We start from the raw sequence: 22,550 nt of genomic DNA on the forward strand, positions 1-22,550 counted from the left end.
ATGCTGAAAATCTCCCGCCGCGCTGTCCTTGTGCTGGGCTCGGCCTCGCTGCTCTCGGCCTGCGCATCGACCATTCCGCCATTGCCCGCCAAGGTCTCCGACCAGCCCGAGGACCTGACGCGCGATCAGATCGTGGCCACCATCAATGCCGTGCGCCGCGCCAATGGCGCCGGCCCCTGGACCTATAATCCGGCGCTGGAATCCGCCGCCCGCTCGCAGTCCCGCCTCATGGCCAGCAAGGACACGCTCAGCCACGATCTCGGCGTCACCCTGCGCCAGCGGGTGACCGAGGCGGGCTATGTCCTGGCCGTGGGCGAAAATGTCGCCAAGGGCTACAAGACCCTCCCGGCCACGATCGAGGGCTGGTTGGCCTCCTCAGGCCACCGTAACACCCTCCTGTCTGATCGTTTCACCGAATTCGGCCTCGCCTTCGCCCGCACCAGTTCCGGCAAGGTTTACTGGACCCTCATCGCGGGTGGACCGTATGAGGCGTGGAAGCAGGCGTAGCTCAGCCTTAGTAATTCCTTCGTCATTGCCGGGCTTGTCCCGGCAATCCATCCCGGGAAGACATGGACCACCGGGACAGGCCCGGTGGTGACGATGGTGAGGGGAGAGCTATCCCCGCCCGAACACCAGCACCGTCTCGACATTCCCGTCGCCCCCGGCAATCGGCGAGGTCACCCTTGTCTGCAGCGCGAAACCCGCGCCCTGGACAAACGCCACCACTTCGCCCAGTGCCCGCTCGCTTGCTTCGGCATCCGTGACAATCCCGCCCTTGCCGACGAAATCGCGTCCCACTTCAAACTGCGGCTTGAAGAGGATCACGGCTTGCGCATTCGGGCCGCAGAGCCCCAGGGGCGCGGCCAGCACTTTCGTCACCGACACAAAGCTCACATCCGAGACCAGCAGGTCGATGACACCAGGGATTGTCTCGCGGCCGAGTTCCCGCGCGTTAAAACCCTCAAGGCTCACCACCCGCCGATCACCGCGCAGGCTCGCATGCAATTGGTCGTGCCCCACATCCACGGCAAACACCTTTGCCGCGCCGCGCTCCAGCAGCACCTGGGTGAAGCCGCCGGTGGATGATCCCACGTCGAGACACACCGTGTCCGTCACATCGATCCCACCGGCATCGAGCCCGGCAATCAGCTTCAGCGCCGCACGCGACACATAGCCGGCAGCTGGATCGTCAATCGCCAGCACATCGCTCTCGCCCACCATCTGGTTGGGCTTTTTGGCCGCCTCGCCATTCACCGTCACCGTGCCGCGCAGAATGGCGTCGCGCGCCCTGGCCCGGCTGGGCATCAGCCCGCGCGCCTCGAGTGCCAGGTCGAGCCGGATGCGGCTCACCCCTTGACCAGCCGCTCGATCTTGGCGCGGGCCGTCTCGCTGGCCTCCTCATAGGCAATCGTGCCCTCGAACGTTCCATCGTCGTCAATGAGGAAGGTCAGTGCCGTGTGGTTGACGAGGTAGAACTCGCTCTCGACATCTCCCGCCTTTTCCGAGAAGACCCCGAAGGCCGCCTTGGCCCTTTCGGTCTCTTCGAGGCTGCCCACGAGGCCGATAATGCTGGGGTCATAGCCTTCCACATAGCTCTTGACCATTTCAGGCGTGTCGCGCTCGGGGTCCACGGTCACGAAGATGATCCGGAGGTCATCGGCGGTAAGGCCAAGCTGCTCGCGCCAAGCCGTCGTCTGCGCAAGAGTTGTCGGACACACATCCGGGCAGAAGGTAAAGCCGAAGAAGACCAGGCTCGGTTTGCCGCGCAGGTCATTCTGCGTGAAAGTACCGCCCTGGGTGGAATTGAGCGCAAATTCCTGCCCCGTCACGCCCAGCGGCCGCTGTGGCGGCCGGAACACATAGAGCATCGTCGCCCCGATCGCCGCCACGGCCACCAGTACCCAAAGCACGATGCGAAAATTGCGGAGAGTGTTGTTGGTGGTCATTCGTCAGGTCTCTGGGTGTCCGTGGTGGACCACACTCTATCCACGCCGTCATTGCCCGGCTTGTCCGGGCAATCCATCTTGAGGAAGGCATGGCCCACCGGGGCCAGGCCCGGTGGTGACGACGGGTGGCAGTCGCAAACTCAGTTCGCGTCGAGCGGCTCGGTGCCCACGGCCCTGCCGTCGCGATTGAGCGTAATCTTCTCGATCCGCGCCTCGGCGGTCTTGAGCAGGGTCTCGCAATGCGCCTTCAGCGCTTCGCCGCGTTCATAGATGGCGATGCTCTCGGCCAGCGGCGCGCGGCCGCTTTCGAGCTTCTGCACAATCTGCTCGAGCTGTTCCAGCGCGGCCTCGAAGCTCAGCGTTTTCACATCGTCATGTGCCGTTTCGGCCATCTGGTCCCGCCCATTCAAAACACGTTCATCTTACCTGCCCTGGAGGGTGGCCAGGTGTTGGCGCACGCCCCCGGCGAGGCCCTTGAGGTCATAGCCACCTTCGAGCAGCGATACAATGCGGTTGCCGCAGCGCCGCTCGGCGACCTCCATCAACTTTCCCGTGACCCAGGCAAAATCCGCGTCCACCCATTCAAGCTGCGCCAGCGGATCGCGGATATGCGCATCGAATCCGGCCGAGATCAGAAGCAGGTCCGGCGCGAAATTATGCAGCGCCGGCAAGATCTTGTCAGTATAGGCCGCGCGCATTGCCTCGCCGCCCGAATGGCCGGGCAGGGCGACATTCACGATATTGCCCACCCCGGTTTCATCCGGTCGCCCCGTGCCGGGATAAAGCGGCATCTGGTGGCTCGAGGCGTAGAAGACGCTGGGATCGTCCTTGAAAATATCCTGAGTGCCATTGCCGTGATGCACGTCGAAATCGACAATGGCGATCCGCTCCGCCCCATATTTGCGCTGCGCCTCCCGCGCCGCGATGGCCACGGTATTGATCAGGCAAAAGCCCATGGGCATGGAGATTTCCGCATGATGGCCGGGCGGGCGGATGGCGCAAAAGGCATTGTCCACCTCGCCCAGCAATACCGCATCGAGCCCTGCCAGCGCGCCGCCCAGCCCGGTGGCAATGACATCCATCGACCCGTCCGAAATGAACGTATCGGTATCGATCTGCCCGATTCCCTCGGCCGGGCGCGCATCGCGCAGCCGCCCGAGATAGTCCCCGTCATGCACCAGCTCGGCCAGCATCAGGTCGGCATAGGGCGCGTTGCGGCGCACCAGCGCGGCGAAATCGGGTCCTGACAGCGCGTCCTCCACGGCACGGATGCGGTCGGCGCGCTCGGGATGCCCCTGCGGCGTCAGGTGATCGGCAAAATTGGGCTGGCTGACCAGAAGTGTTGTCACTTCGCTCTCCGCGCGGCACTGCGCCAGGCATGCTCCGTCTTGACGCGGGCAAGGCCTGTTGTCAAACACCGCTCATGACCAAGCTCGACCAGAACGCCATTGCCGAGGCCGCCGCGCTGCTGCGCGAAGGCAGGCTTTGCGCCTTCCCAACCGAGACGGTGTATGGTCTGGGGGCAGATGCCACCAATGCCGATGCGGTGCTCTCGATCTACGAAACCAAGGGCCGTCCGCGCTTTAATCCGCTGATCGTGCACTGCGCCCATCTGGATATGGCCGAACGCTATGCGCTCTTCTCGCCCCTGGCCCGGCAGCTGGCCGAAGCCTTCTGGCCTGGGCCCCTGAGCCTGGTCCTGCCGCTGCGGCCGGGCCACGGCCTTTCCGACATCGTCACGGCGGGCCTCGATACGGTGGCCCTGCGCGTGCCCGATCATCCGGTCGCGCTCGCTCTGCTGCGCGCCGCCGATCGGCCACTGGCCGCTCCATCAGCCAATCCATCGGGAAAGCTTTCGCCCACCAGCGCCGAGCAGGTCCGCAAGGGCTTTTTAGGCAAGGTGCCCGTGCTCGACGGCGGTCCGTGCAAGTCGGGTGTGGAATCCACCATTGTCGCGGTCGACGGTGAACGGCTCATCCAGCTGCGCGCCGGCGCCCTGGCGTTGGACGAAATCGAGCGCCGCATGGTTCGCCCCCTCGAACGTGCCAAAAAAGGCGCGGCCATTTCCGCCCCGGGCATGATGCTGAGTCACTATGCGCCCGAGGCGCAGATCCGCCTCGACACGACCCCGCAAGCCGGCGAAGCCTGGCTTGCTTTCGGACCCACTCCGCCTTTTGCCGGTCCAATGCGCAATCTCTCGGAAGCTGCGGATCTCCACGAAGCCGCGCGCAATCTCTTCGCCATGCTGCATGAACTCGACGCGACCGGCGCGCCGAGCATTGCCGTCTCGCCCATTCCCGAACACGGCCTGGGCGAGGCCATCAACGACCGCTTGAGGCGGGCAGCCGCTCCGCGGAGCTGAAGCCGTCAAAGTCCACTGTGCCGCCCTCGGGCTTGATCCGAGGGCCACTCGCGACGCACGAGTGAGCTGCGGCGGGTCCTCGGGTCGAGCCCGAGGACGGCTTCGTGTAAGGTCAGGTATGGGCGGTTCGCCTGTTAGTCCCTGACCTTGTAAGGCTTCTGGTCGCGCATGAAGCGGGCCAGCGCTTCAAGATCCGCGTCTCCGCCCGGCGGCAGCACGACGCGGATATTCACATAGAGGTCGCCGTCGCCATAAAGGCCCTTGCCCTTGAGGCGCAGCGCCTTGGACGTGTCGACGCCCGGCGGCAGGGTGAGTTCAACCGAACCATCCAGCGTCGGCACCCGCACCTTGGCGCCCAGCACCGCTTCATAAAGTGTCACCGGCACGTCGGTGCGAACGTCGTGGCCGTCCTTGCGGAAGGTCTTCGACTTCTCGAATTTCACCGTCACCAGCGCGTCGCCCGGCTCGCCATAGGGGCTGGGCGAACCCTGGCCCTTGAGGCGGATCTGCTGGCCTTCCTCGACCTTGTCGGGGAGCTTGACCGACAGCACCTTGCCCGAGGGCATGCGCACCGGCACCGAAGCCGCCTTGTGGGCGTCCTCGAGCGAGATGGCAACGTTGACGACCACATCGTCGCCCTTGCCCATGCGCGCGCCGGCGCCGCCGCCCGCCGCACCGGCGAAGGGGTCCCATTGGGCGCCACCGGCCGGTCCACGGCCACCGGCGCCACCGCGCGGCTGGCCACCAAAGCCGCTCATGAACTCTTTCAGAATATCCTCGGCTGAAAAGCCGCCTGCGCCGGGCCCGGCGCCAGGGCGTGCGCCTGGACGGGCACCGCCAAAGCCGCCATTGCCGAAGCCGGCAAAGCGCGGATTGCCATCGGCGTCGATTTCGCCACGGTCGAACTGGCCGCGCTTTTCGGCGTCACTGAGCAGGTCATAGGCATGCGTCGCCTCGGCGAATTTGCCGTGGGCGCTCGGGTCGTCGGGATTTTGATCGGGGTGGAATTTCTTGGCCAGCTTGCGATAGGCGGACTTGATGTCCTTCTCGCTTGCGGACCGCGTCACCCCAAGGACGGTGTAAGGATCGCGCATTGGGTCCAATCTTTGAAATGGGACATTGTTTGTCCCGCATTTGAAGTCCTATATGGCCACGACCCCCGCCCTTGTCCAGTTGCGGCGGGGTTCGTGCGCAGGAATAATCATGATGCTGCAGACCCTCACCGAACGCCTCTTCGATGACAGCGATCGCACCGAACTTGATCCATTCGCCCTTTTCGAGGAGTGGTTTGCCCTCGCCGAGGAGAGCGAGCCCAACGACCCCCATGCCATGGCGCTGGCTACCGCTGATGCGTCGGGCCTGCCCGATGTGCGCATGGTGCTGCTCAATCGGCGGGATGAGCGCGGCTTCTGCTTCTTCACCAATTTCGAGAGTGCCAAGGGCCAGCAATTGCTGGCCAATCCGCAGGCCGCCACGGTCATGCACTGGAAGAGCCTCCGCCGCCAGGTGCGCATGCGCGGTCCTGTCGAGCAGGTGACGCCAGATGAGGCCGATGCCTATTTCGCCTCACGCGCCAGGGGCAGTCGCATTGCCTCGGCTACGTCCAGACAGTCCCGCCCCCTCGCCAGCCGCCAGCAGATGATGGACGAAGTGGCGACCCTCACCGCCATGGTGGGCGATGGCGACATGGCGCGCCCCGCCCACTGGTCCGGCTTCCGGCTTGTGCCCACAAGCATTGAGTTCTGGAAGGATGGCGAATTCCGCCTCCACGACCGCGTCCGCTTCACCCGCGCGGGCGAGGGCAGCCCCTGGTCGAGCGACCGCTTGTATCCGTAGGACTGCCGCCAGTCATTGTCCACGGACCCGTACGACGCTCAGTGCCGCCCTCGGGCTCGACCCGAGGGCCACTCTCCGCCAAACCGAAATGTCGGCAGGCGCGCCGGCTGGCCCTCGGGTCAGGCCCGAGGGCGGTCCAGTGGCGTTAGATGGGCGGTGCCATGAGGGCCGCCGTTATCCACCCGACCCCGCATTTTATTCAACCTAGCGAAACACCTTGCCGCTATTGTCGGCCCCGGTTTGGGGAATGAGTCTTCGTGCGTATACTGGTCAGAACCTCGAAATGGGCGACCCTGTCGCGGCGGCTGGGCTGGTTGGCCGTGCCGCTCACCATCATTCCGGTGTTCATGCACCGCGAGAGCTTTCTCGATTCGCGCACCTTTCTGGTTGTCGCCTTCTTCGCCTGTGCCGTCGCCGCCTTGGCGGTGCTTGTCGGCTTCGTCGGGCTGGTGCGACTCTGGCATACCGGGGATCAGGGCTGGGGCAGGGCGCTGACCGGCATGTTTCTCGGTCTTCTCTGTCTCACGCCTTTCGCCTGGTATGGCTCGCTCGCCCTGCGCAATCCCGTCGTCACCGACATTTCGACCGTGTCGCGCGGTGAACTGCCGCTGATCTTTGAGCCGGATACGGCGGTCATGCCCGCCTCCCGCATGCTCACGCCGGAAGAACAGCAGCTCTATTTTCCCAATGCCACTACCCGCACCTATCCCATGGATCCGCTGCAGCTCTTTGCCATTGTCCAGCACCTGGTCGAGGAACAGGGCTGGGACATCCGCCAGAGCAGCGAGCCCGATATCGACGGCAGGCCGGGCCGCATCAATGCACGCATCGTGACCATTCCGGGCTGGCGCGAAGAGGCCGTGCTGCGTGTGTCTTCGACCCCGGGCGGCAGCGCCGTCGACATGCGCTCTGCCTCCATCGGCGCGCCACACGATCTGGGCTCCAACGGTGAGCGCATTTCCAGCTTTCTCGTCACCCTCGATGACGAGGTCACCGCCTTCCTCCGCGATAATCCCAACACCAACCAGCCCATCCCTACCGAACGCGAAGAACCCGCGCCGGAAGTCGAGACGGGCGGATAGAGCGGCTGGACTTGGTACTCCGGCAACACCCCACCCTCAGTCCCTCTCCATCGAGGGGAGGGAGGCGCGGGGGCTGGAGCTGTGTTCATCGTCGCCGAGAAGGCCATGAGAGCTGTGCTCGAATGGCTGGATCAAGGGTGGGGGCTTTTAGCCCCTACTGTGTCAGCGTCCGCCGCACGGCATCGTCCCAGCCGGCCACTTTCGCCTCACGCGTCTGCCCGTCCATCTTCGGCTCAAATCGCTGGTCCCGCGCCCATCCCGCGGCGAATTCAGCCATGTCAGGCCATACGCCCGCCTTCATGCCCGCCAGCCAGGCCGCGCCAAGCGCCGTGGTTTCGAGGATGGTCGGCCGGTCCACCGGCGCATCGAGAATGTCGGCCAGGAACTGCATGGTCCAGTCAGAGGCTACCATGCCGCCATCGACCCGCAGCACCGTGTCCCCGGCGCCGCCCTGCCAGTCCTTGCGCATGGCTTCGAGCAGATCGCGCGTCTGGTAGCTCACCGCTTCCAGCGCCGCCTTGGCGATCTCGGCCGGACCGGTATTGCGGGTAATGCCAAAAATGGCGCCGCGTGCTTCGGCATCCCACCAGGGCGCACCCAGGCCCACAAAGGCGGGCACCATATAGACATTCTGGCTCGGGTCCGCCGATTGCGCGAGGGGGCCGGTCTCGCTGGCATGCTTGACCAGTTTCAATCCGTCGCGGATCCACTGCACGGCTGCCCCGGCAATGAAGATCGAGCCTTCCAGCGCATAGGTGGTCTTGCCATCGAGCCGGTAGGCGATGGTGGTGAGCAGCCGGTTTTTCGACGCCACCATTTCCGTTCCGGTATTGAGCAGCGCAAAGCACCCCGTGCCATAGGTGGATTTGAGCATGCCCGGCTCAAAACAGGCCTGGCCGATAGTGGCCGCATGCTGGTCGCCTGCCACTCCGAGAATGGGAATGGCCGCCCCGAACAGGCCTGCTTCCGCCACGCCGAAATCATCGGCGCAATCCTTCACCTCAGGCAGCAGCGCCTGGGGCACTTCGAGCAGCTTGCAGAGGTCGTCGTCCCACATGTTGGTGCCGATATTGTAGAGCAGGGTCCGCGCCGCATTGGTGGCGTCGGTGGCGTGCACCTCGCCCCCGGTCAGCCGCCAGATGAGGAAACTGTCCACCGTCCCGAAAGCCAGCTCGCCCTTGTTGGCCCGCTCCCGTGCACCCTCGACATGATCGAGCAGCCACTTGACCTTGGTGCCGGAAAAATATGGGTCGAGCAGCAGTCCGGTCCGTGCGGTGACGTCGTCCTCGTGCCCGGCCTTTTTCAGCTCAGCGCAGAAGGCAGATGTCCGCCGGTCCTGCCAGACAATGGCGTTGTGGATAGGCTTGCCGCTCTTGCGGTCCCAGATGACGACGGTTTCGCGCTGGTTGGTAATGCCGATGGCGGCAATATCCGCCGCGCCAACGCCCGCCTTGTCCAGCGCCGTCTTCACCGACCAGACCACGCTCTCCCAGATTTCCTCCGGTTCATGCTCCACCCAGCCGTCCTGCGGAAAGTGCTGGGTAAATTCCTTCTGCCCGGACCCGGCGATCTTCCGGTCGCCATCGAACACAATGGCCCGGCTCGAAGTGGTGCCCTGGTCGATGGCGAGAATATACTTGGTCAACGCATTGTCCTCCGGAACTCGTCGGTTCCTCGATTTTTCCGACCCATCGTCATTGCCGGGCTTGTCCCGGCAATCCATCTTGCTGCAGTCGTGGACCACCGGGACAAGCCCGGTGGTGACGGCGAGACCATCAACCGGGGCTGTCAGCCGGTGTGACGATGCCTACTTCCGCGCACGCAAGAACGCCTCCAGCCGCGCCACATCCTCCGCGCCGACCTTCAGCCCCAGCTTGGTGCGCCGCCACAGCACATCCTGTGCCGTCCGCGCCCATTCGTGCTCGGCAAGATACACGACTTCGGCCGCATACAAATCCGCGCCGAAATTCTGTCCCAGCGCGTCCACGCCTTTTGCGTCGCCCAGAACCATGCGTGCCCGGGTGCCATAGAGCCGCATCAGCCGCCTGAGCAGACTCGGCGGCAAGCCTGGATAGTCGAGGCCCAGCCGGCGCACTTCCGCGTCAAAGCTCTTGGGTCCGAAATCGCCGCCGGGCAGGGTGCTGCCCTTGGTCCAGGCAGGCCCCTTCTTGCCCAGCACGTCCTCGATTTTTTCGAGCACCGATTCCGCCAGTCGCCGCGACGTGGTGAGCTTGCCGCCGAACACATTGACCACGGCGCCCGTGGTCGCGTCGTCATCGACCTTGAGCACATAGTCGCGCGTCGCTTCCTGCGCGGCGCTGGCGCCGTCGTCGTAGAGCGGCCGCACGCCCGAATAGGACCAGACGATGTCATCGCGGCCCACCTGCCGGGCGAAATACTCGTTCGCCGCCTTGAGCAGATAATCGGTCTCCTCGGGCGTGATTTTCACGTCCTTGGGGTCGCCATGATAATCCCGGTCGGTGGTGCCGATCAGGGTGAACTCGCCCTCATAGGGAATGGCAAAGAAGATGCGGCCGTCGCTGTTCTGGAAGAAATAGCAGCGGTCGTGGTCGTAGAGCTTTCTCACCACGATATGGCTGCCCTGGACCAGCCGCACATTGTGCGCGCCGGTCTTGCCCAGCGTGTCGCCGATCACCTGGTCCACCCATGGCCCGGATGCATTGACCAGCATCTTTGCCCGCACGCTCTGCCGGCCGCCCTCGCCATCGAGGTCGACCGTCCAGCCACCATCCTCGCGCCGGGCCGAAACCACCTTGGTGCGCACATGCACATTGGCGCCGCGATCGGCGGCGTCGCGGGCATTGAGCACCACGAAGCGCGCGTCATTGACCCAGCAGTCCGAATATTCGAAGGCGAGGCCATAGCCCGGCTTCAGCGGCTTGCCCGCCTCGTCATGCTTGAGGTCGAGCGTCTTGGTCGGCGGCAAGAGACGGCGCCCGCCCATATAGTCATAAAGTGCCAGCCCGGCCCGCAATACGGCGGCGGGCCGCAAGCCCTTGTGGTGCGGCAGCACGAAACGCAGCGGCCAGATGATATGCGGCGCCGCCGCCCAGAGCACTTCGCGCTCGGCCAGGGCCTCATGCACCAGCCGGAATTCGTAATGTTCGAGATAGCGCAGTCCGCCATGGATCAGCTTGGTCGCGGCCGAACTGGTGCCCGAGGCCAGGTCGTTCATTTCCGCCAGCGCCACCGAATAGCCGCGTCCCACCGCGTCGCGCGCCACGCTCGCGCCGTTGATGCCGCCACCAATCACGAAAATGTCCAGCATCCCGCCACCCCGTTGTCAGTATGGTTCGTTTATACGCCATTGCCTTTCGTTTGTGGAGGATATTTGTTTCGTTTGTTCTACCATACAAGATCGTGATTGACCTCCCGCGCGATGAGGTCTAGGGCTGCATCATCCCTTCTCCTGGCCCGGATCGCTGGCCGATGCTCTCCATTCTTGCCGTTATCGCGCCCATCTTCGCGCTCATCGCGCTGGGCTATCTGGCTGTGCGCTATCGTCTCTATCCGGCCGAGGGGGTGAAGGCGCTGATCGCCTTCGTCAACAATTTCGCGACGCCCTGCCTTCTATTCTATTCCATCGGCAGCAGCGATTTCCGCTCCGCCTTCAATATCGGCATCATCGCGCCCTTCTACCTGGGCGCCTTCGCCTGCTTTGCCATCGGCATCGTCGTGGCGCGCAGGATCTTTGCCAACCGTCCCGGCGAAAGCGTTTCGGTGGGCTTTGCCGGCACCTTCACCAATACCGTGCTGGTCGGCCTGCCGATCATGTCCCGCGCCTATGGCGACGGCGCGCTGCCGGTGACGCTCTCCATCATCGGCCTGCATGGGGCCATCCTTCTCACCCTGGGCATGGTCACCATGGAACTGACCCGCCGCGACGGCCAGCCTCTGGGCCGCACCCTGGTCCTCGCCATCAAGCGCGTCGGCTCCAATCCGCTGATCTGGGGCATTCTGGGAGGCATTGCCCTCTCGCTGTCGGGCATTACCCTGGCCGAGCCGGTCGCCGCCTTCTTTTCCATGCTGGGCCAGGCGGTGGTCCCCGCCGCCCTGTTCGGCATCGGGGGCGCGCTCAACGAGTTCAAGCTCTCAGACAACTGGAAACAGGCGCTGGTCGCCTCGCTGATAAAACTCGTCATCCACCCGGCCATCGCCTATGCGCTGATGATCTGGGTCTTCCATGTGCCCATGGATATTGCCCGCTACGGTATCCTGCTGTCGTCCATGCCGGCGGGCATCAACATCTATGTCTTTGCCACCTTCTACGATCGCGGCGTCAGCGTCGCCGCCAACACGATCCTGATCTCCACGGTGCTCTCGGCGGTGACGATTTCCGGCTGGCTGTTCGTGCTCAGCCTTTAGCGCGAAGCGCACCTCTCCCTTGGGGAAGAGGCGGCCTGAAGGGCCGGGTGAGGGGGCCTTGGACATGCCCGATCAGAAAAAGTTGTAGCTCTCCGAAAGCGTGTCGGTGACGTGGTTGTTGCGGGCGATGAAGTCCTCGAGGAATTCGTGCAGGCCCCGCGCGAATATTTCGTCCATGCTGGTCCCTTCCACCATGGCCATCAGGTTCGCCGCTGCCTCGTGGCACTTTTCCTGGCGGCCATAGAGCTTGGCCAGATTATCGAGATTCTGCTGCACGAAGCTGGCGCAATAGACCAGGCTCCGCGGCATTTCTGGCCGCAGGATCAGGAAATCGGCAACGTTCTTGGCCTTGTAGCTTTCGTGATAGACATGCCGATAGGCCCGGTGCGCCGATGCTGCGCGCAGGATCAGCGTCCATTGCTGGATATCGAGATCGCCACCCACCTGCGTCGCCTGCGGCAGCAGCACGTAATATTTCATGTCGAGGATGCGCGCCGTATTGTCCGCCCGCTCGACGAAATTGCCCGCCTGCAGGAAGTTGAAGCCATCATCGCGCAGGATCGTGCCGAGCAGGGCGCCGCGAAATTCGTGGCTGCGCTGCTTGACCCATTGCAGGAGGCCCAGGAGTTTGGCGCCGCGCACGTCCCGCGGCTTGATCTGCGCATATTCGAGCCAGGCCCCGTTCATGCTCTGCCACATGTCGCTGGTGATGGCGGTGCGAACCGAGCGGGCATTGGTACGGGCGGCCTGCAGGCACGAATAGACCGAGCTGGGATTGTCCGGGTCGAACATCATGTAATGGGCGACTGTGTCGACATCGGCCACGTCATATTTGGCGGTAAAACCTTCATCGACTTCGGCGGCCTGCATCATCGACATCAGGTGTTCGCTCGCCCCGCCTTCGCGGTGGCTGGTGAGCGACATGCGATAGCCGACATCGAGCAGGCGGGCCATGTTCTCGGCCCGCTCGACATAGCGGGAAAGCCAGAACAGGTTCTGTGCGGTGCGTCCGAGCATTCTCACTTCGAGCCCTCCCGGAGGGCAAAACGCTCCAGTGGAGCGTTTTGAGGCGAGAAGGCCATGAGAGCTATGCTCGAATGGCACGACAATCCCGCGCACGCAGTCCCCTTCACCCTCCCCCCTGAGGGGAGGGTAGTGGAGCTTGGCCGAAGGCCTGGCGAAACTAGGGTGGGGGTGTCGGCCTTTCGACCTGAGCCGGAGCCTGCCGAGACCTCGACATTCCCATCCTCATTCCCTCCCCACAAGGGGGAGGGAGGCGATGAGCAGTGGCGTTCCTGTCCATTGCATTCCTCCCCTCGAGGGGGAGGGAATGAGGGTGGGGTGAAGCCACGTGCGCGGTGCCCGGAAGCGGGCTGAACGAAAAACGAAATCATCAATCTTCCAGCACCCACGTATCCTTGGTGCCGCCGCCCTGCGACGAGTTCACCACCAGCGAGCCCTTCTTCAGCGCCACGCGCGTCAGCCCACCCGGGGTGATCCGCACCTCGTCGCCCACCAGCACATAGGGCCTCAGATCGACATGTCGCGGTGCCACGTCGCCGTCGATATGCGTGGGACAGGTCGACAGATCGAGCGTCGGCTGGACGATGTAATTGTCCGGCCGCGCCATGATTTTCTGCTTGAATTCCTCGTGCTGCGTCTTGGTGGCCGTGGGCCCGACCATCATGCCGTAGCCGCCCGAGCCATGCACTTCCTTGACCACCAGGTCCGCGATGTTCTCGAGCACCCAGGCGCGCTGGTCCTCGTCGGTGCAGTTATAGGTCGGCACATTGGCCAGCAGCGCCTTTTCGCCGAGATAGAATTCGATGATATCAGGCACATAGGTATAGACGGCCTTGTCATCGGCAATCCCGGTACCGGGCGCATTGACCAGGGTCACATTGCCGGCGCGATAGGCGTCGAAAAGGCCCGGCACACCCAGCATGCTGTCGGGGCGGAAAGTCAGAGGGTCGAGATATTCGTCGTCGATCCTGCGGTAGATCACGTCCACCTGTTTGGGGCCGACAGTGGTCCGCATATAGACCTTGCCGTCCTCGACGAAGAGGTCGGGTCCCTCGCAGAGCTGCGCGCCCATCTGGTCGGCGAGGAACGAGTGTTCGAAATAGGCCGAGTTGTAGATCCCCGGCGTCAGCACCGCTATATTGGGGTTGCTGCCCTTGAACCCGTCCGGCGCCACGCTTTCCAGGGTCCGCCGCAGGTTTTCGGGATAGGTCTCCACCGGCGCCACCTTGCTGCGGTGGAACAGGTCCGGCGCCAGCAGCATCATCGCTTCGCGGTCTTCCAGCATGTAGCTGACCCCGCTCGGCGTGCGCAGATTGTCTTCCAGCACGTAGAAATCGTCGGGCCCGACGCGGACAATGTCGACGCCGATGATATGGGCATAGACATTTTTTGCCGGATTGATCCCCATCATCTGCGGGCAGAAGGCCGCATTCTTGAGGATCAGCTTTTCCGGCACCCGCCCGGCCTTGAGAATTTCCTGGTCGTGATAGACGTCATGCAGAAAGGCATTGAGCGCCCTGACGCGCTGCTCGATCCCTTTGGAGAGCCTGCGCCATTCATTGGCGGCGATGATCCGCGGAATGACGTCGAAGGGAATGACCTTCTCGGCGCCTTCTTCCGATCCATAGACGGCAAAGGTGATGCCCAGCTTGCGGAAAATCGCTTCCGCATCCGCCTGCATCAGCGCCAGGGCCTTGTCCGGCTGCTCGCTGAGCCAGCCGGCCAGCGCGCGGTAAGGTTCGCGAACGGACCCGTCCGGATTGTACATTTCATCAAACGGCGTCTTGTCGCCCATGCTTCTCCGCTCGAGTGATACGGCGTTCCCATCGCCATGCCATTGCTACACATTTGAAATCTGCCGTCCAGACACTCAAAACCGACCCCTGCCGCTTTTTGATGCAGGTCTGGCTTGCACATCGCGCCTCGTTCGCTAAGCTTCGCGCGCAATCAAACAAGTGGTCCTCACCATACTTGGTCATTGCCCGGCTTGACCGGGCAATCCATGCGATGCTGGGCCATCCACTGGACCACCCGGTGGTGACGAGGCGGAGGCGGCGGTAAATGCCTCTGGTCCCGCAGACGAGGAAACTGCACTCCCATGACCATCGAAATCCTTCAGACCCATCCCCTTCTCGCCTCCTGCGAAGCGGCGCTGGCCACGCGCTATACCGTGCACAAGCTGCACGAGCAGACCGACAAGGACGCTTGGCTCAGGGAAAACGGCGCGCGCATCCGCGCCCATGCCGGCTCCGGCGTGCAGGCCGATCTCATGGACAGGCTCCCCAATCTCGAAATCATCGCCAGCTTCGGGGTCGGTTACGACAATATCGACGTGGGCGCCGCCAAGGCCCGCAACATCCGCGTCACCAATACGCCCGACGTGCTCAATGATGCCGTCGCTGAACTCACCATCGGCCTGATGATTTCGCTGGCCCGCCGCATCCCCCAGTCCGACCAGTTCGTGCGCCAGGGCAAATGGTCCAATGGCAATTTCGGCCTTTTTTCCGAGTTGACCGGCAAGACCGTCGGCATTCTCGGCCTGGGCCGCATCGGCAAGGAAATCGCCACCCGCGCCCAGGCCATGAAGATGCGCGTCGTCTATCACGGCCGCCACCAGCAGCCGGCCTCGCCCTATATCTACTACGACAAGCTCGAAGACATGGCCCGCGACAGCGACTGGCTCGTCGTCATCGCCCCCGGCGGCAAGGGCACGGAAGGCATTGTGTCGCGAAAAGTGCTCGAAGCCCTCGGCCCCGAAGGCCGCATCGTCAATGTCGCCCGCGGCACCCTGATCGATGAACAGGCCATGGTCGAACTTTTGCTCAACGGCGGCCTCGGCGGCGCAGCGCTCGACGTCTTCGAGAAGGAACCTCAGGTTCCCGAGGCGCTCTTCGCCCTCGACAATGTCGTCCTCTCCCCCCACCAGGGCAGCGCCACCCACCAGACCCGCGACGCCATGGGCGCCCTGCTGGTCGCCAACCTCGAAAAGCATTTTGCCGGCGAGCCGCTGATTTCAGCGGTGGTGTAGGCCCCTCTATTCCTCTCCCCATCAGGGAGAGGTGGCTCGGCGAAGCCGAGTCGGTGAGGGGGCCCTGCACGAGCCCCGCCACCCTTCGTCATTGCCGGGCTTGGCCCGGCAATCCATCCAGCCTGTTTGGACCACCCGGTCAAGCCGGGTGGTGACGATGAACATCACCAGCTAAACGCTACTCCAGATCCACCTGCTCCATCACACCCGCCGCATGAATGCACACGATATCGAGCCGCTCCGGCCCCAGATTAGTGAACTTGTGCGGCGTGTTGGCCGGTGCCACCGCAATGTCGCCCGGCCCCACTTCGAACCGCTCGTCGCCGATCACCACTTCGGCGCGGCCCCGCCGCACCACCCAGGTCTCGGCATAGGGATGGGTATGCAGCCCAGGCCCCTGGCCCGGCTCATTGTCCACGGCAAAGAACGAGATCGGCGTGCCATAGGCCTCGCCCTCGAAACGGATAGTCCGGCTTTTGCTCGGCGGCCGGTCAGTGGCGCGCAGGATATGGGCCATGTCTTTTCTCCTCATTGCCAATGCGACGATTAGGGGCGCCGCGTTTCGACAGTACCTCGTGATAGTCACCCTCGGGCTCGACCCGGGCAGCTGCACTTTGCTATGCCCCGACATAGCTTCCACGCACAAAGTCCCCATTAACACCAAGGTCTGAACCCGCTAGCCTCGCGGTGATTTGGACCGATCTTGGAGCGTATTGAATGACCGAATGGTGGCGTGGCGGAGTGATCTATCAGGTCTATCCCCGCTCGTTTCAGGACAGCAATGGCGATGGGGTCGGCGATCTGCCCGGCATTATCGACCGGCTCGATCACATTGCCAGCCTTGGCGTCGATTGCATCTGGCTCTCGCCGCTGACCAGGTCGCCCCAGGCCGATATGGGCTATGACGTTTCCGACTACATGGCCGTCGATCCGCTCTTCGGTTCGCTGCAGGATTTCGACCAGCTGATCGAAAAGGCTCATGCACTGGGCCTCAAGGTCATCATGGATCAGGTCGTGTCCCACACCTCCGACCAGCACCCCTGGTTCGGCGAATCCAGCTTTTCCCGCGATAATGCCAAGGCCGACTGGTATGTCTGGGCCGATGCCAGGCCCGATGGTTCCCCGCCCAATAACTGGCTCTCGGTCTTTGGTGGCTCGGCATGGGAATGGCACACTGCCCGCAAGCAGTATTACCTCCACAACTTCCTCACCTCCCAGCCCGATCTCAACTTTCACAATCCTGCGGTGCAGGATGCGGTGCTAGAGGTCATGCGCTTCTGGCTCGATCGCGGCCTCGATGGCTTCCGCCTCGATACCGTCAACTACTACTTCCACGACGCGCAGCTCCGGTCCAACCCGCCGCTCAAGTCATTGAAGGGCCTGCCGGCCACCAACCCTTATGACATGCAGAGCCACAAATATTCCAAGAGCCAGCCCGAAAATGTCGGCTGGCTCAGGCGCGTGCGCAAGATGCTCGACAAGTATCCCGGCGCCACCAGCGTTGGCGAAGTGGGCGATGACGAGCGCGGCCTGGAGCTGATGAAGGCCTATACGTCGGGCAAGTCCTTGCTCCACATGTGCTATTCCTTCGATTTTCTTGGGCCCAGATTCACCGCCAAACACTTCCGCTCCAAGGTGGAAGCCTTCTTTTCCGGTGGCGAGACGGGCTGGCCCTGCTGGAGTTTTTCCAATCACGACGTCATCCGCCCCATGACCCGCTGGGCGCCCCATAGCGTCACCCCCGCCGATCTGGCGCGCCAGTCGGCGGCCCTTGGCCTCACGCTCAAGGGCTCGGTCGGCCTCTATCAGGGCGAGGAACTGGGTCTGCCCGAAGCCGATATTCTCTATGAGGAACTGACCGATCCGCGCGGCATCCGCTTCTGGCCGGGCGACAAGGGCCGCGATGGCTGCCGCACGCCCATGCCCTGGCAGCACGATCTCGCCCATGCCGGCTTCACGACCGGCAAGCCCTGGCTGCCGGTCAAGCCGGCCCACACCGCGCTGAGCGTCGACCAGCAGAATGCCGATCCCAATTCCACGCTCAACTATTACCGGGCGATCCTCGCCTGGCGCAAAAGCCACCCGCAGCTGGTGACCGGCGACATTACGTTCTTCAACACATCCGAACCCGTGCTGGCCTATCGCCGCTCCGCCGGCAACAAGGACCTGATCTGCGTCTTCAACCTCTCGGGCTCCCCGCTGACGGTCAAGTTGTCAAAGGTGGAACTGGCGCTCGAACCGGTCAGCAACAATGCCGAGCTCGAAGGCTCGTCGCTCAAGCTCGGCCCCAACGGCTTCGCCATCCTTCCCGCCCCGGCCGGCGAGGGCAAGGTCAGCTTCAAGGCGCTCTGAATTTTCAACGCGGTCCGTGCCACCTCTCCCTTGGGGGAGGGGTCGGCCGAGTGAGGGGGCCTTATTGAAGGCCCACCCGCCGCTCCGACCATCGGATCAGCACCACCACCGCCGGGATCGCAAAACTCAGCATCAGCAGCCGGATGACGTGATGCGCGGCGATGAATGCCGTGTCATAGCCCAGCGCAATGCCCAGCGCGCCCATGCCCTCTAGGGCCCCCGGCGACAGGCCCAGCCAGATCTGCCCAAACGGCATGTCCACCAGCTGCGCCACGACCAAGGCCATGACCGTGACAATGCTCACCGTCATGGCCGTGGCAATCAGACCGCCCTTGGCCGCTGCCATGAATTCCGTTCGGGTGATGCCCACGAAGCGCGAACCGATCAGCGCCCCGGTCAGGATGAATGTGCCCACCACCAGCGGGGCCGGCATGGCCTCGGTATAGAGCCCGCCCAGCTTGGCGGCGGTCGCTGCGGCCATGGCCCCCAGCACCATGCCGGCAGGCACCTTGAGCTTGATGAAGACGAGCCCGGCCGCCACGCAGCCTGCCGCCAGCAGCACCAGCTGCAGCGGGCTCAGGACGTCGCTTACCACCGGTGGAGCAAAATGGTCGATGGGCAGGAAGACCGAGCCGATGGGCACGGCAATGGTGAGCATCAATATGCGAATGACCTGGATGATGACGATCTGCCGCGAATTGCCCACGCCCGTTGCCGCAATGCCCATGACAAAGCTCAAATGCCCAGGAAACGAGCTGAGATAGGCCGTGCCGGCATCGAGCTTGAACACCTTGGTCAGCATCCAGCCGGTGGTGGCAACGATGATCACCAGTTCCAGCGCCAGCGCCGCCAGCGATATTGGCCAGCTGGCGAGAAGTGTCAGGCTATCGGGCGCAACACTCGCGCCCATCGACATGCCGATCAGCACGAAGGCCACATTGCGCAGTCCGTCCGGCATTTTCACCGGCGCGCCCAGCATGGCCGCAATGGTCACCGCCAGCGCCCCACCCATCAGCCACCCGGCCGGCAGGCCGATCAGTGTGGCAAGTCCCCCGCCCACGGCAGCAATGCAGAGGGTCAGCGCAACGGGCAAAATATCGGATCGGGAGAACAGGGCAGGCATTATGCCAGAGCCTTACCCCATGCATCGCCCGGGCGAAAGGTTGATGGGAAGGATCAATGTGGCATGGCTCAAGGCCCCCTCACCCGGATTGCTGCGCAATCCGACCTCTCCCCCAAGGGCGAGGTGAAGAAGGAAGGCCGCGCAGCGGCACCTCTCCCTCTGGGGGAGAGGTCGGCCGAAGGCCGGGTGAGGGGGCCTGCGGCCTTACCCCAAAGGAAGTGCCTTCTCCACCAGCCGCACCCAATAGCTCACGCCGACGGGAATGGCTTCGTCGTTGAAATCATAAGTATCGGTATGGAGCTCGGTGCTGTCGCCATTGCCGATGAAGATATAGGCGCCTGGCCGCTGGTTGAGCAGGAAGGAAAAGTCTTCCCCGCCCATGGAGGGGGCCGTGTCGTCATCGACATTGGCGGCGCCCACCACATCGCGCGCCACGTCCGCCGCAAAGCGGGTCTGGTCCTCGGCATTGACGGTCACCGGATAGCCCCGTGCATAGCGCACGCTCGCCTCGGCCCCGAAGCTGAGGGCAAAGGCGGGAACGAATTCCGCCAGTCGTGCCTCGATGAAATCCTGCACGTCGCCATCCAGCGTGCGCACCGTGCCGGTGATCTTGGCGGTGCGCGAGATCACATTGTCGGCCTCGCCGGCCTCCACCATGGTCACGCTCAATACGGCGCTGGAGAGCGGGTCGAGATTGCGCGAGACGATGGTCTGCAGCGCCGTCACCATCTGCGCGGCGACGATGATCGGGTCGATCGTCTGCTGCGGGCGCGCCGCATGGCCGCCCTTGCCGGTAATGTCGATATAGAAGCGATCCGTGGCCGCCATGATGCCGCCGGCGCGGATACCGAATGTGCCCACAGGCATGCCGGGCCAGTTGTGCATGCCATAGACTTCGGCCACGTCGAATTTTTCGAACAGCCCGTCCTCGAGCATGACGCGGCCGCCGCCGCCGCCTTCCTCGGCGGGCTGGAAGATCAGCGCCACCTCGCCGTCGAAATTGCGCGTCTCGGCCAGGTATTTCGCCGCACCCAGCAGCATGGCCGTGTGTCCGTCATGGCCGCAGGCATGCATCTTGCCATCAGTGGTCGAGGCATGCGGCAGGCCGGTCTTCTCGGTCATCGGCAGGGCGTCCATGTCGGCTCGAAGACCGATCCGGCGCGTGCTGGTACCGCGGCCCTTGATGATACCGACGACCCCGGTGCGTCCGATGCCGCTGACCACTTCGTCGCAGCCGAATTCCCGCAGCTTGTCCGCCACGATGCCCGCCGTCCGGTGCACATCGAACAGCACTTCGGGATGCGCGTGGAAATCGCGCCGCCAGGCTGCGATTTCGGGCTGGAATTCGGCGACGCGGTTGAGAACAGGCATATAGAGGACCGAAGCAGGAACAAGAAAGCGGCAATGTCTCCGCCCCCGGCGCCCGCGTCAAGGCAATGGAGCCACGGCAGCCATGCTGGAAGGGCCGCACGCGGTCCCACCATCCCAGCACGTGCCCTTGCTTCGCCCCCGTCGCTGCGCTAGCCCAGAACGGTCCTCCGGCAGGAAAGGCATATCATGAGCGAAGCCACCGACCGCGCTGATCAGGAGATTGCCTTCTGCGAAGCCGTCCTCGCCAAGAGCGGAACCACAATACTGCTCGAAACCCTGCGCGACGCCCCCGACGTCTCCGCCTGGTCCCATTATCCCGAGGGCGATGTCTTCGACCCCGATAGCGGCGCGCAATGGTACTATCACTGCCATGCTCCCGCAGGCGATGAAGAGGAGCACGGCCATTTCCACTGCTTCGTCCGCCCCGAAGGGCGAGAAGGGCCCGTGCATCACCTCGCTGCCATTGGGGTCACGCCGCAGGGGAAACTGCTGCGCATCTTCACCGTCAATCACTGGGTGGTTGGGGATGACTGGCTCGATGCCGCTGCCACTGTGCCGCTGCTCGAAAAATTCGACATGCAGATGGCGCGGCCATCCTATCTCGTCAACCGCTGGCTCACCGCCATTTTCGTACGCTACGAAGCCGAGATCGCCGACCTGATCCGCCAGCGCGATTCAGTGCTCGCGGCCCATGCATCGGGTGATCTTGCGCAGACCCTTGAGGATCGTACGCTGGAAGTCACCTCCGAATTTCGGCCGTCCGTGTCAGGCTAGGCGCATCGGTCGCAGCCAATTCCGCCGCTGCCATCTACACGGCGGGGCCAGGGCTCCCTATATCGGTCCCGATAAAGTTCAATCGGGTCCTTTCAATGTTCGCCTCTCGCGGCTTCCGTTTCACCAGTCTCATGGCCTGCCTCATCGTCGCATTCTCCTTCGTGTCCGTCGGCGATGCCGAGGCCCGCAAGGGCGGCAGCTTCGGCAGCCGCGGCATGAACACCTTCAACAGCCCTGCGCCCACCCAGACGGCCCCGGCCCCGGCCGCGCCGATCCAGCGCACCATGACGCCGAACCAGCAGCAGACCGCGCCGTCGCCGTCGGCTCAGGCCACCCAGCCGCGGGGTGGCTTCATGAATGGCTTTGGAGGTTCGCTGATGCGCGGCCTCTTCATCGGCGGCCTCTTCGGCCTGCTGCTCGGTGGCGGTTTTGGCGGCATTGGCGGCGTCTTCGCCCTGCTGGCGCAGATCGCCATCATCGGCGGCATTATCTGGCTGGCCCTGCGCCTCTTCCGTCCGCGTCCGGCCCCAGCCGGCGGCCCCGATATGGCCGCCTATGAGCGCCCGTCCAGCCACAAGCCGGATTTCAGTGGCATGTTTGGCAGTGCCGGCACCGCTCGCCCATCCCCCGCGCGTCCGGCCGACCGCAACCAGCTCGGTATCGGCATGGAGGATCTCGAAAAGTTCGAGTCCATGCTCACCCGCGTTCAGGCGGCCTTCGCCAGCGAGAATTATGCGGCTCTCCGCACCCTGACCACGCCCGAAGTCATGGGCTACCTCTCCGAGGAACTGGCGACCAACGCCACCAATGGCGTCAAGAACCAGGTCTCCGACGTCACCCTGCTCCAGGGTGATCTCGCCGAAAGCTGGCGCGAGGGTCAGGTTGAATACGCCACCGTCGCCATGCGCTATTCGGCCGTTGACTACATGGTCAATCGCCAGACCGGCGCCGTGGTGGAAGGCGACGCAGAAAATCCCGGCCAGTCCACCGAGATCTGGACTTTTGTCCGCAATCGCGGCGACAGCGACTGGCGCCTGTCGGCCATTCAGGAAGCGTAGATACTCACCCTCCCCGCAAGGGGGGATGCAAAGGACTGGGTCGCCGGTGTTCATCGCCTCCCTCCCCCTTGTGGGGAGGGATTGAGGGTGGGGGTGCGGCTCACGCTGAATGCCACACCATTCCAACATATCGTCCCGAACTAGACCAAAATACCCTCTTCTCGCCTTGCCCGTTCCGGCCCTTTTTGCCATTGAAGCGCCAACCTGAC

At 63.8% G+C, this 22,550-nt stretch carries 21 protein-coding genes; 9 read left to right on the top strand and 12 right to left on the bottom strand.

What is annotated here, in order from left to right; translation table 11 throughout:
* Complete coding sequence (locus MQW79_RS16535; RefSeq protein ID WP_476585558.1) at positions 1-507, top strand: CAP domain-containing protein; 507 nt, start codon at positions 1-3, stop codon at positions 505-507.
* Positions 508-615: 108 nt separating this feature from the next.
* Here MQW79_RS16535 and MQW79_RS16540 read toward each other — a convergent pair whose 3' ends face one another.
* The 4 genes from MQW79_RS16540 to MQW79_RS16555 all read right to left on the bottom strand — a co-directional run bounded on the left by MQW79_RS16540 (position 616) and on the right by MQW79_RS16555 (position 3,295).
* A complete protein-coding gene (locus MQW79_RS16540) occupies positions 616-1,305 on the bottom strand; it encodes a TlyA family RNA methyltransferase (protein ID WP_476588256.1) in 690 nt (229 codons plus the stop codon).
* A gap of 41 nt (positions 1,306-1,346) precedes the next feature.
* Positions 1,347-1,946: an SCO family protein gene (locus MQW79_RS16545; protein ID WP_476585559.1), complete on the bottom strand. Its 600-nt coding sequence runs from the start codon at positions 1,944-1,946 to the stop codon at positions 1,347-1,349.
* 140 nt (positions 1,947-2,086) lie between these two features.
* The gene (locus MQW79_RS16550; protein ID WP_476585560.1) at positions 2,087-2,338 is read right to left on the bottom strand and encodes an exodeoxyribonuclease VII small subunit; all 252 of its coding nucleotides are present in this window, start codon (positions 2,336-2,338) and stop codon (positions 2,087-2,089) included.
* A 30-nt stretch (positions 2,339-2,368) separates the two neighbouring features.
* Positions 2,369-3,295 (bottom strand): histone deacetylase family protein, encoded by a 927-nt coding sequence (locus MQW79_RS16555; RefSeq protein WP_476585561.1) that lies wholly within the window; start codon positions 3,293-3,295, stop codon positions 2,369-2,371.
* A 74-nt stretch (positions 3,296-3,369) separates the two neighbouring features.
* Between MQW79_RS16555 and MQW79_RS16560 the strand changes: the two genes are divergently transcribed.
* Positions 3,370-4,308, top strand: a complete 939-nt coding sequence (locus tag MQW79_RS16560; RefSeq protein WP_476585562.1) for an L-threonylcarbamoyladenylate synthase — start codon at positions 3,370-3,372, stop codon at positions 4,306-4,308.
* Between the two features lie 134 nt (positions 4,309-4,442).
* Here MQW79_RS16560 and MQW79_RS16565 read toward each other — a convergent pair whose 3' ends face one another.
* The gene (locus tag MQW79_RS16565) at positions 4,443-5,402 is read right to left on the bottom strand and encodes a DnaJ C-terminal domain-containing protein (RefSeq protein WP_476585563.1); all 960 of its coding nucleotides are present in this window, start codon (positions 5,400-5,402) and stop codon (positions 4,443-4,445) included.
* A gap of 109 nt (positions 5,403-5,511) precedes the next feature.
* Between MQW79_RS16565 and pdxH the strand changes: the two genes are divergently transcribed.
* Complete coding sequence (pdxH, locus tag MQW79_RS16570; RefSeq protein ID WP_476585564.1) at positions 5,512-6,144, top strand: pyridoxamine 5'-phosphate oxidase; 633 nt, start codon at positions 5,512-5,514, stop codon at positions 6,142-6,144.
* A gap of 257 nt (positions 6,145-6,401) precedes the next feature.
* Complete coding sequence (locus tag MQW79_RS16575) at positions 6,402-7,226, top strand: DUF1499 domain-containing protein (protein WP_476585565.1); 825 nt, start codon at positions 6,402-6,404, stop codon at positions 7,224-7,226.
* Positions 7,227-7,380: 154 nt separating this feature from the next.
* On the opposite strand, the gene glpK is transcribed toward MQW79_RS16575, so the two are convergent.
* On the bottom strand, positions 7,381-8,871 hold the full coding sequence (glpK, locus tag MQW79_RS16580) for a glycerol kinase GlpK (protein WP_476585566.1): 1,491 nt from the start codon (positions 8,869-8,871) through the stop codon (positions 7,381-7,383).
* A 162-nt stretch (positions 8,872-9,033) separates the two neighbouring features.
* Positions 9,034-10,515, bottom strand: coding sequence for a glycerol-3-phosphate dehydrogenase (gene glpD, locus MQW79_RS16585; RefSeq protein ID WP_476585567.1), 1,482 nt, complete (start codon positions 10,513-10,515; stop codon positions 9,034-9,036).
* A gap of 161 nt (positions 10,516-10,676) precedes the next feature.
* Between glpD and MQW79_RS16590 the strand changes: the two genes are divergently transcribed.
* Positions 10,677-11,612: an AEC family transporter gene (locus MQW79_RS16590; protein ID WP_476585568.1), complete on the top strand. Its 936-nt coding sequence runs from the start codon at positions 10,677-10,679 to the stop codon at positions 11,610-11,612.
* A 72-nt stretch (positions 11,613-11,684) separates the two neighbouring features.
* On the opposite strand, the gene MQW79_RS16595 is transcribed toward MQW79_RS16590, so the two are convergent.
* Together MQW79_RS16595 and MQW79_RS16600 are read right to left on the bottom strand one after the other, a co-directional pair.
* Positions 11,685-12,629 (bottom strand): alpha-E domain-containing protein, encoded by a 945-nt coding sequence (locus MQW79_RS16595; RefSeq protein ID WP_476585569.1) that lies wholly within the window; start codon positions 12,627-12,629, stop codon positions 11,685-11,687.
* 376 nt (positions 12,630-13,005) lie between these two features.
* Positions 13,006-14,430, bottom strand: a complete 1,425-nt coding sequence (locus MQW79_RS16600) for a circularly permuted type 2 ATP-grasp protein (RefSeq protein ID WP_476585570.1) — start codon at positions 14,428-14,430, stop codon at positions 13,006-13,008.
* A 303-nt stretch (positions 14,431-14,733) separates the two neighbouring features.
* Between MQW79_RS16600 and MQW79_RS16605 the strand changes: the two genes are divergently transcribed.
* Positions 14,734-15,663 (top strand): 2-hydroxyacid dehydrogenase, encoded by a 930-nt coding sequence (locus MQW79_RS16605; RefSeq protein WP_476585571.1) that lies wholly within the window; start codon positions 14,734-14,736, stop codon positions 15,661-15,663.
* Positions 15,664-15,841: 178 nt separating this feature from the next.
* On the opposite strand, the gene MQW79_RS16610 is transcribed toward MQW79_RS16605, so the two are convergent.
* Positions 15,842-16,180 (bottom strand): cupin domain-containing protein, encoded by a 339-nt coding sequence (locus MQW79_RS16610; RefSeq protein WP_476585572.1) that lies wholly within the window; start codon positions 16,178-16,180, stop codon positions 15,842-15,844.
* A 200-nt stretch (positions 16,181-16,380) separates the two neighbouring features.
* On the opposite strand from MQW79_RS16610, the gene MQW79_RS16615 reads away from it, so the two are divergent.
* On the top strand, positions 16,381-18,015 hold the full coding sequence (locus MQW79_RS16615; protein ID WP_476585573.1) for an alpha-glucosidase family protein: 1,635 nt from the start codon (positions 16,381-16,383) through the stop codon (positions 18,013-18,015).
* Between the two features lie 61 nt (positions 18,016-18,076).
* Here the strand turns inward: MQW79_RS16615 and MQW79_RS16620 are convergent, their stop codons facing one another.
* Both MQW79_RS16620 and MQW79_RS16625 read right to left on the bottom strand, forming a co-directional pair.
* Entirely contained in the window at positions 18,077-19,138 is a 1,062-nt protein-coding gene (locus MQW79_RS16620) for an AbrB family transcriptional regulator (RefSeq protein WP_476585574.1), read from the bottom strand.
* 204 nt (positions 19,139-19,342) lie between these two features.
* Complete coding sequence (locus tag MQW79_RS16625; protein ID WP_476585575.1) at positions 19,343-20,509, bottom strand: M20 aminoacylase family protein; 1,167 nt, start codon at positions 20,507-20,509, stop codon at positions 19,343-19,345.
* Between the two features lie 186 nt (positions 20,510-20,695).
* Between MQW79_RS16625 and MQW79_RS16630 the strand changes: the two genes are divergently transcribed.
* Entirely contained in the window at positions 20,696-21,283 is a 588-nt protein-coding gene (locus MQW79_RS16630) for a DUF6969 family protein (protein ID WP_476585576.1), read from the top strand.
* A gap of 95 nt (positions 21,284-21,378) precedes the next feature.
* On the top strand, positions 21,379-22,341 hold the full coding sequence (locus tag MQW79_RS16635) for a Tim44 domain-containing protein (RefSeq protein WP_476585577.1): 963 nt from the start codon (positions 21,379-21,381) through the stop codon (positions 22,339-22,341).
* Positions 22,342-22,550 lie beyond the last annotated feature (209 nt).

This window comes from Devosia sp. Micro-HW1, from assembly GCF_056341075.1.

Coding starts and splice junctions, on each gene's coding strand:
- MQW79_RS16535 (WP_476585558.1), top strand. CDS start 1: ATGCTGAAAATCTCCCGCCGCGCTGTCCTTGTGCTGGGCTCGGCCTCG.
- MQW79_RS16540 (WP_476588256.1), bottom strand. CDS start 1,305: ATGCCCAGCCGGGCCAGGGCGCGCGACGCCATTCTGCGCGGCACGGTG.
- MQW79_RS16545 (WP_476585559.1), bottom strand. CDS start 1,946: ATGACCACCAACAACACTCTCCGCAATTTTCGCATCGTGCTTTGGGTA.
- MQW79_RS16550 (WP_476585560.1), bottom strand. CDS start 2,338: ATGGCCGAAACGGCACATGACGATGTGAAAACGCTGAGCTTCGAGGCC.
- MQW79_RS16560 (WP_476585562.1), top strand. CDS start 3,370: ATGACCAAGCTCGACCAGAACGCCATTGCCGAGGCCGCCGCGCTGCTG.
- MQW79_RS16565 (WP_476585563.1), bottom strand. CDS start 5,402: ATGCGCGATCCTTACACCGTCCTTGGGGTGACGCGGTCCGCAAGCGAG.
- pdxH (WP_476585564.1), top strand. CDS start 5,512: ATGATGCTGCAGACCCTCACCGAACGCCTCTTCGATGACAGCGATCGC.
- glpD (WP_476585567.1), bottom strand. CDS start 10,515: ATGCTGGACATTTTCGTGATTGGTGGCGGCATCAACGGCGCGAGCGTG.
- MQW79_RS16590 (WP_476585568.1), top strand. CDS start 10,677: ATGCTCTCCATTCTTGCCGTTATCGCGCCCATCTTCGCGCTCATCGCG.
- MQW79_RS16595 (WP_476585569.1), bottom strand. CDS start 12,629: ATGCTCGGACGCACCGCACAGAACCTGTTCTGGCTTTCCCGCTATGTC.
- MQW79_RS16600 (WP_476585570.1), bottom strand. CDS start 14,430: ATGGGCGACAAGACGCCGTTTGATGAAATGTACAATCCGGACGGGTCC.
- MQW79_RS16605 (WP_476585571.1), top strand. CDS start 14,734: ATGACCATCGAAATCCTTCAGACCCATCCCCTTCTCGCCTCCTGCGAA.
- MQW79_RS16610 (WP_476585572.1), bottom strand. CDS start 16,180: ATGGCCCATATCCTGCGCGCCACTGACCGGCCGCCGAGCAAAAGCCGG.
- MQW79_RS16615 (WP_476585573.1), top strand. CDS start 16,381: ATGACCGAATGGTGGCGTGGCGGAGTGATCTATCAGGTCTATCCCCGC.
- MQW79_RS16620 (WP_476585574.1), bottom strand. CDS start 19,138: ATGCCTGCCCTGTTCTCCCGATCCGATATTTTGCCCGTTGCGCTGACC.
- MQW79_RS16625 (WP_476585575.1), bottom strand. CDS start 20,509: ATGCCTGTTCTCAACCGCGTCGCCGAATTCCAGCCCGAAATCGCAGCC.
- MQW79_RS16630 (WP_476585576.1), top strand. CDS start 20,696: ATGAGCGAAGCCACCGACCGCGCTGATCAGGAGATTGCCTTCTGCGAA.
- MQW79_RS16635 (WP_476585577.1), top strand. CDS start 21,379: ATGTTCGCCTCTCGCGGCTTCCGTTTCACCAGTCTCATGGCCTGCCTC.